Raw genomic sequence first — 14,454 nt, 5'->3', positions numbered from 1 at the left:
GGGCCGCGGGGGAGTCACCCCGCCGCGGCGGTCACTTCGCCAGGAAGGCCAGCAGCGCCGCGTTGACCTCCTCGGCGTGGGTCCAGAGCAGGCCGTGCGGCGCGCCCTCGATCTCCACGTACTCGGCGGAGGGGAGCGCCCGGTGGAACGGGCGGCCGGTGTTCTCGACCGGCAGGATGCGGTCGCCGGTGCCGTGCAGGATCAGGGCGGGCACGTCGACGCGCGGGATGTCCGCCCGGAAGTCGGTGTACCAGGTCGAGGGCGCGGCCGAGGCCGCGAAGGAGCCGCCGCTCGCCGCGGTGTTCCAGCTGTTGCGGACGGCCTCCTCGCTGATCCGGCTGCCGAGGTTCTCGTCGAGGTTGAAGAAGTCCTGGAAGAAGTCGCGGTAGTAGGCGTAGCGGTCGGCCTTCACCGCTGCGACGACGCCGTCGAAGAACTCCTTCGGGGCGGCGCCGTCCGGGTTGTCGTCGGTCTTGAGCAGGCAGGGCTCCAGGGAGGCCAGGAAGGCGACCTTGGCGATCCGGTCCGAGCCGTGGGCGGACACGTACCGGGCGACCTCGCCGGTGCCCATCGAGAAGCCGACCAGCACGGCGTCCCGCAGGTCCAGCGTCTCCAGCACGGTGTGCAGGTCGGCGGCGAAGGTGTCGTAGTCGTAGCCGGTGGTCGGCTGGGAGGACCGCCCGAACCCGCGGCGGTCGTAGGTGACGACCCGGTACCCGGCGTCGAGCAGGGCGGCGCTCTGCCGCTCCCAGGAGTGCCCGTCGAGGGGGAAGCCGTGGATGAGGACGACCGGCTGACCGGAGCCGTGGTCCTCGTAGTAGAGCTCGATGGCGGCGGTGTTCTCCTGGCCGACGGTGATGAACGGCATGGTGCGTGCTCCCTCGGGGACGGGGTGGGGTGGTGACGCGCTCCACGCTAGGAGCGGGCGGGCCGGGCGGTTTGCCCCTGAGGGAACGGCCTGTGCTCCCGGAGCGCCGTGCTGCCGGGGCCGCCCGACGCTCCGTCGGCCGGCGTCGGAAACGGGTGTCGCCCGGGGCGCCGGAACTCCAGAATGGGAGTCGGCTTCGAGGCGGGGGGACCTCTGTGGAGTGGTGGTTGGGGATGGGCGGGGCACTGCTGCTCGGGGTGGTGACCAACCTGGTCTACGACTTCGCCAAGTACGGGGGCTCGCGGGTGCCGCTGGCCCGGGTGCGGCGGGCGAGCCTGACACCGGGGGCGCGGGCGCACGACCCGGAGGCCGACGGGCTGGTGCCGCTGATCACCTGGTCGGCGACGCGGCCGCTGTCGCCCGCGACGCTGGTGACGGACTACGGCGGCCGGGTGGAGCGCCCGCACGCGCTGTCCACCCCAGCCTGGCGGGACGAGGTGGACCGGCAGCGCGCCGCCGGGGCGGCCGGGCGGACGGCGTACGTCTCGCGGCTGACGGTCGATCACGGCGAGCACAGCCGGGCCCGGGTGTGCGAGGTGCGGATCGCGGAGAGCGACTACGCGGAGTGCATGGCCACGACCCGGCTCGGCCGGGAGGACGCGGACTCGGCGCGGCGGGTGCGGGAGGCCCTGGAGCTCGGCCTGACCGGGTTCGTGGCCGTCGCCCCGCCGACCATGGTCAGCGCCTGCGTCGCGGTGCGGGACCGCGCGGGCCGGTTGCTGCTGCTGCGGCGCTCGCTGGCGGTGAACACCTTCCCGGCGCAGTGGACGGTCGGCATCAACGAGACGATGAAGTACCGGGACGAGCCCGGTGCGGCGGAGGACTTCTACGGCCTGGTGCACCGCGGGCTGGAGGAGGAGCTGGGGCTGCGCCCGGAGGACGTCGGGCCGCCGGTGATCAGCTGGCTGGGCTGGAGCGCGCCGGCGTCCTGCTTCACCCTGGTCGCCACCGTCCGCTCCGGGCTCGACGCCGCCGAGATCGACCTGCGCCGCGAGGCCTGCCACAGCACCTTCGAGCACGACATGGCGGCCTGGGTGCCGTTCACCCGCAAGGCCGTGTCGGCGCTGGTGGAGGGCGGCGACTGCCCGGACGGCTCGCGGCGGTGGTCCTACCTGGCGCCGTTGGTCGCCCGGGAGGCGTGGCGGGCCGCGTCGGTCCGCTGAGCGCGGCCGCGGCCCGGGTTCCTCCTCGAACGCAGGCCCGGGCGGCTCAGACCGGCCGGAAGTCGGCGGGGCCGACGGCCGGGAGGTGCCGGGGCAGGCCGGGCGTCCAGCGCTTGGTGCCGTCGGGCAGCACGGCCAGGGCTTCGACGCCGGGGCGTCGCCCGGCCCAGGCGAGGGCGCGGTCGGGGCCCATCGCGAACGCGGCGGTGGCCCAGGCGTCGACGCGGGCGATGCCGGTGCCGGGGGAGCCGACCAGGGTCAGCGAGGCGAGGCCGGTCGCGGGGCGGCCGGTGTGCGGGTCGAGGACGTGCGCGCCGCGTTCGGCGGTGCCGGAGGTGGCCACGGCCAGGCCGTCGCCGGCCAGGACGGCGGCGAGCCGGCCGGTGCGCAGCGGGTGGGCGACGCCGATCCGCCAGGGCCCGCCGGCCGTCTGCACGTCCCCGCCGCCGCTGACGCAGTACTGCCGGGCCCCGGCGTCGCCCAGCATCCCGGCGGCCTCCTCGACGGCCCGGCCCTTGACCCAGCCGCTCGGGTCGAGCCGGCCGCCGGGGCGTTCGGTGAAGTAGCCGTCGGTCTCGTCGGCGACCTCGCGGCAGGCCGCCAGGGCGGCACGGACCTCGGGGTCGCAGTCGTCGACGCCGAGCTCGCCCCGGTCGAGGCGGCTGATCTGGCTGTCCGTCCGGTAGGGCGAGAAGACCGCGTCGATCCGGTGCAGCCGCCGGGCGATCCGGCGCAGCACGTCGGCGGTGTCCGGGCCCGGGTCGCGGACGGCGAAGGAGAAGACGGTGCCCATGACGGGCTCGGCGTGGCGGAGCACGGCGGCCTCACCGCCCGGCGCGGTCGAGCGCGCTCTGCAGGGAGCGGGCGTAGCCGTCGCTGGTGAAGGTGGCGCCGCTGACCACGTCGACGTGCGCGCTCTGGGCGGCCAGCGCCTCCTGGTTGAGCAGCGGCAGCGCGGAGCTGTTGATCTCCCGGTCGCGGCGGTCCTCGGTGGGGTACTCGACCACGTCGACGGCGGTGATCCTGCTCCCGCTGAGGGTGACCGCGACCTGGACCGGCCCGTAGCGGGTGTTCACGGCGTCTCCGGTGACCTTCCGGACGGTACCCGCGCCGCCCGTCCCGCCGGCCCCGGTGGGGGAGGCGGACGGGGCCGGGGTGGCGTCGGAGGCCCCGGCGGCGGACCCGGCCGAGCCGGACGCGGAGCCGTCGGAGCCGGCGGCCCCGCCCGAGCTGATCACCGGGGCGGGCCCGGCGGCGCCGTGCGGTTTGAGGGAGAGCAGCAGGACCACTCCGGCGGCGGTGGCGGCGGTGCTGACGACGGCTCGGCGCATGGGCGGGCCTCCTCGGGGTTCGGTGGTTCGGCGGTTCAGTGGTTCGCCGGGACGACGACGGCCGGGACGCGACGGCCGGGACGACGACGGGCAGGACGGCGACGGGCGGGACGGCGGCGTGGCCGGGCCGGGCCGGTGGGGGCGGGCTCAGAGGGCGAAGGACTCGTGGTGGATCCGCCCCGCCCGCACCCCGGCGGCCCGCAGCGCCCGCACCGCCTCCCCGGTCAGCGCCTCCGGCCCGCACAGGTAGACCTCGTGCTCGGCGAGGTCGGGGACGAGCCGGGCGAGCGCGGCGCCCAGGTCGCCGACCCGTTCCCGCGGGCCGACCAGTTCGTGCACCGTGCCGCCGCGCCGCCGGGCGACCTGCGCCAGCTCCGCCCGGAACAGCAGGTCCTGCGGCCGGGCGGCCCGCTGGACGAGGGTGAGCTCCCCCGGCAGCGTCTCGAACAGTGCCCGCAGCGGGGTGATGCCCACCCCCGCCCCGAACAGCAGCACCCGCTCGCGCCGCTGCAGCCGCCCGGTGAACGCCCCGTACGGGCCCTCGGCGCGCACCGGGGTGCCGGGGCGCAGCGCGGCCACCGCGGCGCTGTGCCCGCCGAGGTCCTTGACGGTGAAGCGCAGGAAGTCCGGGTGCGGCGGTGCGGACAGCGAGTACGGGTTGGCGGCCCAGCGCAGCCCGGGCGCCTGGAACTGCAGCCGGAAGAACTGGCCGGGCTCGGCCCGCAGGAGGTCCAGCCGCCGACCGGTGACGAAGAGCGACACCACGCCGGGGCCCTCCGGCCGGACCTCGGCCACCCGCAGCCGGTGGCGGCGGTCGAGCAGCCACGGTCCGGCCAGCCGGTACCAGCCGATCAGGGCGGCGGTGCCGAGGTAGAGGGCGTACCAGGCGGCGCGGGCCGGGCCGTCGCCGAGGTCGGCCCCGGTGGCCAACTGGTGGCCGAAGGCCAGGGCGACGGCGAGATAGGTCGCCAGGTGCAGGTAGTACCAGGTCTCGTAGGAGAGCCGGCGGCGGGCGGCGCGGGCGGACACCGCGCCGGTGCCCAGCATCAGCAGGGTGGCCAGGGCGGCCTTGAGCATCTCGGGGAAGTGGAGGACGATCTCCACGCCCTCGGCGAGCGGGCCGCGCCCGTCGGTCAGCGCGTAGCCCCAGACGACGGACAGCACGTGCACGGACACCGCGGCCACCAGCCAGCGACCGCCGAAGGCGTGCCAGCGGGCCAGCCGGTCGGCACCGACCCCGCGTTCCAGCGGCGGCAGTCGGGCCATCAGCAGGAGCAGCACCGGGGCCGCGTAGCCGGCGAGCAGGCCGGTGATCCGGCCCGCTCCGGTCAGCCACCCGGCCGGGCCTGCCACCACCGGGGTGTCTGACCACCAGAGCGCGAGGACGCCGAGCGCGCCGGCGGCGACCAGGGCGAGCACCAGGCGGGGCGGGGCGGCCACGGGTGGGCGGCGCGCCGCCCGGTGGGCCGGGCCGGCGGGTCGCGGTGGTGCTGCGGTGGCCATCGGGGATCACTCCTTCCGTCCCGGCGGCGAGCACCGCCGGGGCGCACCACGATCGCACCGCAACCTCTGAGCCGCCTCTGAACCGGGGCCGCTCCCGGCGGCCGCCCGGGCCGCGTTCCCGCAGGTCGGAGCCGGTGCGACGGGGTGCCCACCGGGCCCCGCGGTCTCAGGACTTTCTCATCGCGGGCGGTCAGAATGAACGCCGCCGACCGCGTACCGAGGGAGCACCGTGGACGACACCGCCGAGCGGCAGGAGTGGAGGGTCCTCGTCGTCGACGACGAGCCGGACCTGGTCGAGGTGGTCTGCGGCGCCGTCCGCTACGAGGGCTGGCAGGCGCGCGGCGCGACCACCGGCGGGGCGGCCGTGCGCGCCGCGGCGCTCTGGCGCCCGCACGCCGTGGTCCTGGACATGATGCTGCCCGACCTCGACGGCATGGAGGTGCTGCGCCGGCTGCACGCCGAGCGGCCCGAGGTGCGCGTGCTCTTCCTGACCGCCCGGGACGCCGTCGAGGACCGGATCGCCGGGATCGCGGCGGGCGGCGACGACTACGTGACCAAGCCGTTCAGTCTGGCCGAGGTGGTCGTGCGGCTGCGCGGGCTGCTGCGCCGGGCGGCCCCGCCGGGTGCGGCCGGTCCGCCGCCCGCGCACGCCCTGGTGCTCGGCGACCTGGTGCTCGACGAGCGGGCCCGCGAGGTCACCCGCGGCGGGGAGGCGGTCGACCTCAGCCCGACCGAGTACGCGCTGCTCGTCCACCTGATGCGCCACCCCCGCCAGGTGCTGAGCAAGGCGCAGATCCTGGACGCCGTCTGGTCCTACGACTTCGGCGGGCAGGCGCACGTCGTCGAGCTGTACATCAGCTACCTGCGCAAGAAGCTGGACGCCGGCCGGCCCCCGATGATCCACACCGTGCGCGGTGCCGGGTACCTGATCAAGGCCGCGCCGTGAGCGGCGGGCCCGCCGGTCGCCGGCGCCGCGGTCTGCGCCGCCGGGCCGCCCGGCTGGTGCCGCGGACGCTGCGGGCCCGGCTGATCGCCGGCCTGCTGGTGCTGCTGGTGGTGACCTGCGCGGCGGTGGGCCTGGCCACCACGGCCGCCCTGCGGCACTTCCTGGTGGACCGGCTGGACCAGCAGCTCACCGACTCGGGCGGTCGCTACGCCGCCAGCCTCGAACACGCCGGCCAGGGCGGCGGCGGCACCGACACCCGGGCGCAGACCCCGGGCACCCTGGGCGTGCGGCTGCTGGACGGCCGGGTCACCGCGGCCGGCGTGGTCGACGGCGACGCCGACGACGCGGACGGCCTGGGCGACGACGACAGGGTGGCGCTCTCGCCCGCCGAGCAGCGGGCGCTGGCCGCGCTCCCGGTCGGCGGGTCGGCGGGCACCGTCGACCTGGGCGGGGCGCAGGGGCGCTACCGGGTCCGCGCGGTCGCCGGCCGGGACGGCGACGTGCTGGTCAGCGGGCTGCCGCTGCGCCCGGCGGAGGACACCGTGGACCGGCTGGCGACCCTGGAGCTGACGGTCTTCGCGCTCGCCGTGGCCGGGGCGGGCGCCGCCGGAGCGGTCTGGGTGCGCTGGTCGCTGCGCCCGCTGGACCGGGTGGTGGGCACCGCCGAACGGGTCGCCGGCCTGCCGCTGGCCAGCGGCGCCGTCACCCTGGCGGAGCGGGTGCCGGACGACGACCCGCGCACCGAGGTCGGCCGGGTGGGCACGGCGCTCAACCGGATGCTCGGGCACGTGGGGGACGCCCTGGCCAGCCGGCACGCGGTGGAGGAGCGGCTGCGGGCCTTCGCCGCCGACGCCAGCCACGAGCTGCGCACCCCGGTGGCGGCGGTCCGCGGGCACGCCGAGCTCGCGCTGCGCCACCCCGGTGCGGTGCCGGGGCCGGTGCGGCACTCGCTGGAGCGGATCGACGCCGAGGCGGTGCGGATGGGCGCGATCGTCGAGGACCTGCTGCTGCTCGCGCGCCTGGACGCGGGCCGGCCGCTGGCCGACGCCGAGGTGGACCTCACCCGGGTGGCGCTGAACGCGCTGGCGGACGCGCGGGCGGCCGGGCCGGGGCACCGCTGGCGGCTGGCGCTGCCGGCGGAGCCGGTGCTGGTGCGCGGGGACGAGCACCGGCTGAGCCAGGTGGTGGTCAACCTGCTGGCGAACGCCCGGGCCCACACCCCGGCCGGGACGGGGGTCGAGCTGAGCCTGGAGCGCGCCGGGGCCGAGGTGCGGCTGGCGGTCGTCGACGACGGGCCGGGGATCGCCCCCGAGCTGGCGGAGCGGATGTTCGAGCGTTTCGTCCGGGGCGACCGGGCCCGCTCGCGGTCGACCGGCTCGACCGGGCTGGGCCTGTCGATCGTGCGCGCGGTGGTCCGGGCGCACGGCGGCACGGTGGACGCGGCCAGCGGCCCGGGGCGCACCGCGTTCACCGTGCGGCTGCCGGCCCCTCCGTAGCGGCTCCGGTGCGGAAGCGCTGCCGGTACTCGGTCGGGGTGGTGTCCAGGCGCCGGCGGAAGGCGCGGACCAGGGTGTCGGTGGTGCCGAACCCGCAGTCGGTGGCGATCCGGTCGAGCGTGGCGTCGGTGGACTCGAGGTGCCGGCGGGCGAGTTCGAGCCGGGCGGACTCCACGTAGGCGCTCGGGGTGGTGCCGAGTTCGGTCTTGAAGATCCTCGTCAGCTGCCGTTCGCCGATGTGCGCGTGGGCGGCGAGGTCGGGCACGGTGAGCCGGCCGGGCAGGTTGCGCAGGATGTGGTGGCGCAGCTCCTCGACCCGCCGGGTGGTGGACACCGGCTCCAGCGGGACGCTGAACTGGCTCTGCCCGCCGGGGCGCTTGAGGTACATCACGAGCTGGCGGGCGACCCGCAGCGCGAGGGCCTCGCCGAAGTCGTCGGCGACCAGGGCGAGGGCGAGGTCGAGGCAGGCGCTGATGCCGGCGCCGGTCCAGACCTCGCCCTCGCGGATGAAGATCGGATCGGCGTCCACCTCGATCTGCGGGTACTCGGCGGCGAGCCGCGCGGCCGTCGACCAGTGGGTGGTGGCGCGCCGGCCGTCGAGAAGCCCCGCGGCGGCGAGGATGTGCGCGCCGACGCACACCGAGGCGACCCGGCGCGAGCGCCCGGCGAGCGTGCGCACCCGGTCCACCACGGCCGGGTCGGTGAGCGGGTGGACCCGGCGCAGTTCGTCGACCTCGACCGACCCGGGCACCAGCAGGGTGTCGATGGGGCCCGCGGCGGCGGCCTCGTCGAAGGTGAGGTCGGGCAGGATCCGCACGCCCGCGGCGGTGGTCACCGGGGCCGTGGTCTCGGCGGCGAGGACGACGCGGTAGCCCGTCGCGTCGTCGGTCTCCCGCCGGACCAGCGAGAACACCTCCGGCGGTCCGGTGACGTCGAGCAGGTCGACGCCCTCGAAGAGGACGACGACGATCAGTCGTTGCTGCGTCACGGTGGTCATCTCCGGTCCTGCCCCGGCCGGTTCGGCCGCTCACACGCGATGTCGGAATCTGCATGTTAGGCGACATTGCCGACACCGGAGGGCCGGCCATAGCGTTCCGATGCGGGCCACCGCAGCCGTGGCCGCCCATCCTCCAGACACCCGACCCGAGGCGGTACCCCATGCCCACGACCACCCTGCGCACCCTCGACGGCCTCGACGAGACGCCCGCCGCGCTCGCCGACGCCACCCTGATCCTGATCGACTACCAGAACACCTACGTCGGCGGGGTGATGGAGCTCGACGGCTGGCGCGAGGCGCTGGACGAGGCCGCCGCGCTGCTCGCCCGGGCGCGGGCCGCGGGGGCCACCGTGATCCACGTGGTCAACGACGGCGGGGAGGGCACCCCGTACGACGTCCGCGCCGAGATCGGCCGGATCCACCCCGGCGTGGCGCCGGCGCAGGGCGAGCGGGTCGTGGTCAAGAAGGCCCCGGACGCCTTCGTCGGCACCGGGCTGGGCGAGCTGGTCGACGCCGCCGGGCACCGGGACGTCGTGGTGGCCGGCTTCATGACGCACATGTGCGTGGCCTTCACCACCGCGGGTGCCTTCCTGCGCGGCAACCGGCCCACCGTCGTCGCCCGGGCCTGCGCCACCCGGCCGCTGAGCTCGGGCGGCACCGGGCTGAGCGCCGAGCAGGTCCACCGCGCCGCGCTGGCGACGATCGGCGACCTCTACGGGGTGGTCGTCGAGTCGCCGGCGGACCTGGGCTGACCCGCACCGTGCCGCGGCCCGCCCGTCACGGGGGTCGGGCGGGCCGCGGCGGCACCCGCGCGGTAAGGGCCGCGGCGCCCGGCCGGGGCCTCCGCGTCACCCGGTGCAGGTGATCCCCGGCGGCGCCGGGAGCCGTAGCGTCGACAGCAGAGAACCGGTCCGGCAGCGGAGCGGGCCGGGTGACGACCGCGGAGGGAGCGGTGCGATGTCCGAGGAGCAGGACGAGGAACTCAGGGAGATCGGGCCCATCGACTATCTGGTCGTGGAGTTCCCGGGCAACCGCATGACGGGCGAAGGGCTTCCGCTGCTGGTCGACCTCGTGGACCGGGGCATCATCCGGATCCTCGACTTCGCGTTCGTCCGCAGGGACGAGGACGGCAGCGTCCTGGCGATGGAGCTCACCGACCTGGACGGCGACGGGACCTTCGACCTGGCCGTGTTCGAGGGCGTGTCGTCCGGGATCCTGGACGCCGAGGACCTCGACGAGGCCGCGGCCCTGCTGGCGCCCGGCAACTCCGCCGGGGTGCTGGTGTACGAGAACGCCTGGGCGGGACCGCTCGCCGCCGCCCTGCGCCGGTCCGAGGCGCAGGTCGTCGCCAGCGGCCGGATCCCGGTCCCGCAGCTGCTGCAGTCGCTGGAGGCCCTGGAGGCCCGGGAGCCGTCCGGCGGCTGACACCGCCACGCCCGCGTACGAGCAGGACGCACGCGGACGCGGAGCACGCACACGTACGAGGAAGGAGCTCGGTCATGCCGGGACTGTTGCGCGGAGTCGCGCGTACCGCGGTCGTCGCCGGGACGGCGACCGCCGTGTCCAACCGGGTGTCGCGTCGCCAGGCCGGCCGGTGGGCCGCCCAGGAGGCGCCGCCCGAGCCCGCGCCCGCCGCGCCGCCGCCCGCGGCTGCGCCCCAGCCGGGGATGGACGACAAGATCGGCCAGCTGCAGCAGCTGGCACAGCTGCACGAACAGGGGGTGCTGACCGACGAGGAGTTCGCGGCGCAGAAGCAGCGGGTGCTCGCGGGCTGAGTCGTCGAACGGCGGATGACCGCCCCCGGCCGGACGGGCCGGGGGCGGTCATCCGCACGGGACGCGGAACCTCAGACGCCTCCGCCGTCTCCGCGCGGGGCGCCCGCGACGGGCGGCGGCGGCCCGGGGTCGGCCACGGGCGGTGCGACCGGTGCGCCGTGGGCGGTCAGGCCGTAGATGCCCACGACGTCCACGGCGATGATCGTCAGCGACCACAGCGGGTAGGACGGCAGGAAGGCCATCTGGACGAAGGCGTTGACGACCAGGGCCACCACGCCGGTCCAGCGCGCCCACTGCGCCCGCTGGACGAGGATGCCCACCGCGGCGGCGGCCTGGACGGCTGCCACGGCCAGGACGACCCAGCCCCAGATCCGCAGGTCGCCGAAGACGTAGTGGGCGTCGCCGATGAAGACGTGCGAGTTGGCGATGGCGGCGATGCCGTCCAGACCGTTGAACAGGGCCAGCAGCGACAGCAGCACGCCGGCGAAGACCACCAGGCCGGAGCCGGCCAGGTCGGACTCGGTGTAGCTGATCGGGGGACGGGGTCCCCACTTCGGGGCGGTGGCGGCCATGGGTTCCTCCGGGTGTCGAGGGGGGTGCCTGCCGGTTTTCGGTTGTGCGACCGGTCTCCGCCGTCCGGGCCGGAGTCCGGTGGGTCGGTCAGTGCCCGACCGCCACCTTCGCGGCGACGATGAGCAGACCGAGGAGGAGGTTGACGAAGCCTTCGGCGACGACCTGGCGCCGGGACGCACCGGCCCGGTGCGCGCCCAGGGTGGCCCAGGCCACCTGCTGGGCCACCGCGACGCCGAGCGCCAGCCAGGCGCTGTCGCCGGAGCCGAGCCAGGGGCTGACCAGCACCGCGAGGGCCGGCAGCGCGGCCGCCTCCACGATGGACCACTCGTGCCGGCCCACCTCGCGGGCGTCCCGCCAGCCCACCGTGCGCCCGGCCTCGCGGTCCCCGGCGAGGCGGGCGTACACGTGGGCCAGCCAGAACACGACACCGGTGACCACCAGCAGCACGATCAGCGAGAGCCGCGGCATCGACGCGTTCACGCCGGAGGCGGCGATCACCGAGGCGGCGAGCAGGGAGCCGTACACGGCACCGGCGTAGTCGGTGCGCTGCGGGCCCCGGGCCCGGTCCCGGGCGGGCGCGCGGGCCGGTGACCGTTCCGAGTGGGTCAAGGTCGCTCTCCTGTTCCGGCGGGTGCTCCGGAGGGCCGGACGGGCGCCGGCGCGGTGCCGATGGTCTGCCGGTGGTCGGTTCTCCCGGCCCGGGTCACCGGCCGGCTGGTTTTTCGGCCCGGGTCACCGGCCGGCCGGTCACCCCGCCCGCGGCCACCCGTTCGGGCGCCGGTGCGACGGGCCCTCTCCCGCGATCATGCGCCGCCGCCGGGCGGGCGGCTTCACCCGGATCAGGTGAGGCCGTCGGCCCCGCGGCCGTCACCGACTGCGATGGCGGTCGGCGGCCCGCCGGGGCTACCGTGGTTCGGGTGGATCTTCGCCGGGCCGGCGGCGGTTCCACCCCGGGCGGCCCCCGCCCCGTCCGTTCCCCGACACCCGCCCCCGGCCGCGGAACCCCCGTGCCGAGGCCGTCAGGCGGTGGCTCCCGATGGTTCACATGCGCAGGACCCCGCTCCCGCCGGTGGAGCTCCCCAACGGCGACCCGGTGCTCGTCACCCGGCTGGAGCCCCCGCTGGCCCCGGCCGCCTTCCTCCGCCGGGACCGCCTCGTCCGGCGGCTCGACGAGGCCGTGCGGCTCCCGGTCACGCTGGTCAACGGACCGGCGGGCGCCGGCAAGACCCTGCTGGTCGCGGACTGGACCGAGCACGGCCGGCCCCCCGGGCGGCCCGCCTGGCTGACGGTGGAGGCCTCCGACGACAGCCCCGGCTGCTTCTGGTCGTACGTGCTCGCGGCCCTGCGCCACGCGGGGCAGCCGCTGCCCGCGCGCATCGGCGCACCGGCCGACGCCGACCGGGTCGAACCCTCCCTGCTGCTCCGCCTCGCCGACTGGATCGGCGGCCGCGACGAACCGGTCGTGCTCGTCCTGGACGAGTTCGAGCAGATCACCGACCCGCGGCCGGCCGAGCAGCTGCACGAACTGGTCCGCCACACCCGCGGCCGCCTGCGCCTCGTCCTGGTCGGTCGCACCGAGCCGCTGCTGCCGCTGCACCGCTACCGCGCCGAGGGCCGGCTCGGCGAGATCCGCGCCGCCGACCTCGCGATGCGGCTGCCCGAGGCCGAGGGCGTCCTGCGCCGGCACGGGCTGGACCTCGGCCCGGACACCGTCGCTGCGGTCCACGAGCGGGTGGCGGGCTGGAGCGCCGGACTGCGCCTGCTGGCCCTGGCCGCCCAGCACGCCGACGACCCCGACACCTACCTGAAGCAGATCGGGGCCGAACACACCGGCGTGCCGGACTTCCTGCTCGCCGAGGTGCTGCGCACCCAGCCGGCGCACACCCAGGACCTGCTGCTGCGCACCAGCCTCTTCCCGCGGCTGCACCCCGGGCTCGCCGACGCGCTCACCGGCCGGCAGGACGGCGGCCGCATCCTGGCCGGCCTGCACCGGGCCAACGCCTTCGTCGACCTGCTTCCCGGCGGCTGGTACCGGTTGCACCCGCTGTTCGCCGAGACGCTCCGGCTGCACCTGCACGCCGCCGACCCGGGCCTGCCGGAGGAGCTGCACCGGCGCGCGGCCCACTGGTTCGACGAGGACGGGCAGCAGCGCGCCGCCCTGGAACACGCCGTCGCGGGCGGGGCCTGGGACTTCGCCGCCCGGCTGCTCATCGACCAGCTGGCCGTCGGCGAACTCTCCGCGGGCCCCTCCGCGGGCCGACTGCGCGCGCTGTTCTCCCGGATGCCGCCCACCGCGCACACCCCGGACGCCGAACTGGTCCGGGCGGCCGTCCGGCTCTCCGACGAGGACGTGGCCGCCGGTGTCCGGGCGCTGGACCGCGCCGAACCGCGGCTGTCGCCCGAGGACACCACCGCCCGGATCACGGCCGCCGGCCTGCGGGCCGGGGCGGGCCGGCTGCTCGGCTCGGCCGAGCTGGCCGGCGGCGCCGCCCGGCGGGCCCACCGGCTCGGGCGCTCGGCCCCGGCCGGGCCGCTGCACCGGCACCCCGAACTGCTCGGCCAGGCCGACGCCGACCTCGGCTCGGCCCTGCTCTGGGAGGGCCGGTTCGACGAGGCGGGGGAGGCGCTCGCCGCGGCGGCGGCCGCCCCGGCCACCGCCACCACCGCACGGCTGCGCCACGACAGCCAGTGCCGCCTCGCCCTCATCGACTACCTGCGGGGCCGGCCCGGCCGGGCGGAGCGCCGGGTCCGCCGGGCGGACGAGGAGGCGGACCGGTGCGGCCTGCCCGCGGAGGCCCGCACCGACCTCGGCGACGTGGTGCTGGCGGGCGCGGCGCTCGAGCACGACGACGTCGCGGCGGCCCGTGACGCGCTGCGGCACGCGGAGCCGTCCGGCGACCCGGTGCTCGCCGTCGGCCTCGGCCTGGTCCACGCCGACCTGCGGCTCGCCCAGGGGGACCCGGACGCGGCGCTGAGCGAGCTGGAGCGGACCAGGCGGCTCGACCTCGCCGAGCACCCCTCGCCCTGGTGCGCCGAGCGGATCGCCGTCGCCGCCTGCGCCGCGCACCTCGCCGCCGGACGCGTCGAGGCCGCGGTGGACGCGGTCGCCGAGGTGCCCGGGGGCGCCCCGGACTCCGTCCTCGCGTCCTGCAGCGCCCGGCTGGCGGCCGGCCACGACGCGGACGACGCGCTCTCCCGGCTCGACCTGCTGCGCACCGACGCGGCGATCGGCAGCACCACCAGGACCAGGGCCCTGCTGCTGCTCGCCCGGGCCGGCGCCGCCCACGCGGACGCCGCCGGGCCGCAGCTGCTGGCCCAGGCGCTCCGGGCCGCCGAACCCGAGCGGCTCCGCCGGCCCTTCCGCGAGTGCGGCCCCTGGGTCCGCCACCAGCTGCTGCGCCACCCGAGCCTCGCCGAGGCGCACCCCTGGCTCCCCGACGACCTGCTGCCGCCCGCGGGGCCGGCCCGCACGCGCCGGCAGGCCGTCGGCGAGGCGGCGCCGGGCCCCGCCGGGCCCGTCGACCCGCTGACCGAGCGGGAGCGCGACGTCCTGGCCCGGGTCGGGCGGATGATGTCCACCCAGGAGATCGCCGACGACCTCTTCCTGTCCCCGAACACCGTCAAGACGCACCTGAAGAGCATCAACCGCAAGCTGGCGACCACCACCCGCCGGGAAGCCCTGCGGACGGCCGCCCGGATGCACCTGCTCGACGAGGAGTGACGGCCGCTCGCTCCTGCGGTC

Annotated in this window: 14 protein-coding genes; 7 read left to right on the top strand and 7 right to left on the bottom strand. The window is 76.9% G+C overall.

The window, feature by feature from the left end:
• Positions 1–31: 31 nt before the first annotated feature.
• Positions 32–868, bottom strand: a complete 837-nt coding sequence (locus AB0N04_RS17655; RefSeq protein WP_360209610.1) for an alpha/beta hydrolase — start codon at positions 866–868, stop codon at positions 32–34.
• Between the two features lie 233 nt (positions 869–1,101).
• Between AB0N04_RS17655 and AB0N04_RS17650 the strand changes: the two genes are divergently transcribed.
• Complete coding sequence (locus AB0N04_RS17650) at positions 1,102–2,091, top strand: NUDIX domain-containing protein (protein ID WP_360209613.1); 990 nt, start codon at positions 1,102–1,104, stop codon at positions 2,089–2,091.
• A 46-nt stretch (positions 2,092–2,137) separates the two neighbouring features.
• Here the strand turns inward: AB0N04_RS17650 and AB0N04_RS17645 are convergent, their stop codons facing one another.
• The 3 genes from AB0N04_RS17645 to AB0N04_RS17635 all read right to left on the bottom strand — a co-directional run bounded on the left by AB0N04_RS17645 (position 2,138) and on the right by AB0N04_RS17635 (position 4,925).
• On the bottom strand, positions 2,138–2,908 hold the full coding sequence (locus AB0N04_RS17645; RefSeq protein WP_360209616.1) for an FAD:protein FMN transferase: 771 nt from the start codon (positions 2,906–2,908) through the stop codon (positions 2,138–2,140).
• A 7-nt stretch (positions 2,909–2,915) separates the two neighbouring features.
• On the bottom strand, positions 2,916–3,422 hold the full coding sequence (locus tag AB0N04_RS17640; RefSeq protein ID WP_360209619.1) for an FMN-binding protein: 507 nt from the start codon (positions 3,420–3,422) through the stop codon (positions 2,916–2,918).
• A 147-nt stretch (positions 3,423–3,569) separates the two neighbouring features.
• Complete coding sequence (locus tag AB0N04_RS17635) at positions 3,570–4,925, bottom strand: ferredoxin reductase family protein (protein WP_360209621.1); 1,356 nt, start codon at positions 4,923–4,925, stop codon at positions 3,570–3,572.
• Between the two features lie 229 nt (positions 4,926–5,154).
• Between AB0N04_RS17635 and AB0N04_RS17630 the strand changes: the two genes are divergently transcribed.
• Positions 5,155–5,871, top strand: a complete 717-nt coding sequence (locus tag AB0N04_RS17630) for a response regulator transcription factor (protein ID WP_360209623.1) — start codon at positions 5,155–5,157, stop codon at positions 5,869–5,871.
• On the top strand, positions 5,868–7,367 hold the full coding sequence (locus AB0N04_RS17625) for a HAMP domain-containing sensor histidine kinase (RefSeq protein WP_360209625.1): 1,500 nt from the start codon (positions 5,868–5,870) through the stop codon (positions 7,365–7,367). The genes AB0N04_RS17630 and AB0N04_RS17625 overlap by 4 nt, the downstream gene beginning before the upstream one ends.
• Here the strand turns inward: AB0N04_RS17625 and AB0N04_RS17620 are convergent.
• Complete coding sequence (locus AB0N04_RS17620) at positions 7,339–8,364, bottom strand: helix-turn-helix domain-containing protein (RefSeq protein WP_360209627.1); 1,026 nt, start codon at positions 8,362–8,364, stop codon at positions 7,339–7,341. The genes AB0N04_RS17625 and AB0N04_RS17620 overlap by 29 nt on opposite strands.
• A 161-nt stretch (positions 8,365–8,525) precedes the next feature.
• On the opposite strand from AB0N04_RS17620, the gene AB0N04_RS17615 reads away from it, so the two are divergent.
• The 3 genes from AB0N04_RS17615 (at position 8,526) to AB0N04_RS17605 (ending at position 10,139) form a co-directional block, all read left to right on the top strand.
• Entirely contained in the window at positions 8,526–9,116 is a 591-nt protein-coding gene (locus AB0N04_RS17615) for an isochorismatase family protein (RefSeq protein WP_360209629.1), read from the top strand.
• 205 nt (positions 9,117–9,321) lie between these two features.
• Positions 9,322–9,789: a DUF6325 family protein gene (locus AB0N04_RS17610; protein WP_360209631.1), complete on the top strand. Its 468-nt coding sequence runs from the start codon at positions 9,322–9,324 to the stop codon at positions 9,787–9,789.
• A 74-nt stretch (positions 9,790–9,863) separates the two neighbouring features.
• Positions 9,864–10,139 (top strand): SHOCT domain-containing protein, encoded by a 276-nt coding sequence (locus AB0N04_RS17605; RefSeq protein WP_360209633.1) that lies wholly within the window; start codon positions 9,864–9,866, stop codon positions 10,137–10,139.
• Positions 10,140–10,210: 71 nt separating this feature from the next.
• On the opposite strand, the gene AB0N04_RS17600 is transcribed toward AB0N04_RS17605, so the two are convergent.
• Positions 10,211–10,711: a hypothetical protein gene (locus AB0N04_RS17600; RefSeq protein ID WP_360209635.1), complete on the bottom strand. Its 501-nt coding sequence runs from the start codon at positions 10,709–10,711 to the stop codon at positions 10,211–10,213.
• An 88-nt stretch (positions 10,712–10,799) separates the two neighbouring features.
• Positions 10,800–11,321 carry a hypothetical protein gene (locus tag AB0N04_RS17595; RefSeq protein ID WP_360209637.1) on the bottom strand — a complete coding sequence of 174 codons (522 nt, stop codon included), beginning with the start codon at positions 11,319–11,321 and terminating at the stop codon, positions 10,800–10,802.
• 436 nt (positions 11,322–11,757) lie between these two features.
• On the opposite strand from AB0N04_RS17595, the gene AB0N04_RS17590 reads away from it, so the two are divergent.
• The gene (locus tag AB0N04_RS17590) at positions 11,758–14,433 is read left to right on the top strand and encodes a LuxR C-terminal-related transcriptional regulator (protein WP_360209639.1); all 2,676 of its coding nucleotides are present in this window, start codon (positions 11,758–11,760) and stop codon (positions 14,431–14,433) included.
• Positions 14,434–14,454 lie beyond the last annotated feature (21 nt).

Origin of the sequence: Kitasatospora sp. NPDC051702 (assembly GCF_040681575.1) — a bacterium.
In the GTDB taxonomy this organism is placed as follows: domain Bacteria; phylum Actinomycetota; class Actinomycetes; order Streptomycetales; family Streptomycetaceae; genus Kitasatospora.
This window is presented reverse-complemented; position numbering and strand designations above follow the sequence as displayed.

What these genes read in the sequence shown, in the direction of transcription:
- AB0N04_RS17650 (WP_360209613.1), top strand. Translation starts at nt 1,102, where the DNA reads ATGGGCGGGGCACTGCTGCTCGGGGTGGTGACCAACCTGGTCTACGAC.
- AB0N04_RS17600 (WP_360209635.1), bottom strand. Translation starts at nt 10,711, where the DNA reads ATGGCCGCCACCGCCCCGAAGTGGGGACCCCGTCCCCCGATCAGCTAC.
- AB0N04_RS17610 (WP_360209631.1), top strand. Translation starts at nt 9,322, where the DNA reads ATGTCCGAGGAGCAGGACGAGGAACTCAGGGAGATCGGGCCCATCGAC.
- AB0N04_RS17615 (WP_360209629.1), top strand. Translation starts at nt 8,526, where the DNA reads ATGCCCACGACCACCCTGCGCACCCTCGACGGCCTCGACGAGACGCCC.
- AB0N04_RS17640 (WP_360209619.1), bottom strand. Translation starts at nt 3,422, where the DNA reads ATGCGCCGAGCCGTCGTCAGCACCGCCGCCACCGCCGCCGGAGTGGTC.
- AB0N04_RS17605 (WP_360209633.1), top strand. Translation starts at nt 9,864, where the DNA reads ATGCCGGGACTGTTGCGCGGAGTCGCGCGTACCGCGGTCGTCGCCGGG.
- AB0N04_RS17655 (WP_360209610.1), bottom strand. Translation starts at nt 868, where the DNA reads ATGCCGTTCATCACCGTCGGCCAGGAGAACACCGCCGCCATCGAGCTC.
- AB0N04_RS17590 (WP_360209639.1), top strand. Translation starts at nt 11,758, where the DNA reads ATGCGCAGGACCCCGCTCCCGCCGGTGGAGCTCCCCAACGGCGACCCG.
- AB0N04_RS17620 (WP_360209627.1), bottom strand. Translation starts at nt 8,364, where the DNA reads ATGACCACCGTGACGCAGCAACGACTGATCGTCGTCGTCCTCTTCGAG.
- AB0N04_RS17635 (WP_360209621.1), bottom strand. Translation starts at nt 4,925, where the DNA reads ATGGCCACCGCAGCACCACCGCGACCCGCCGGCCCGGCCCACCGGGCG.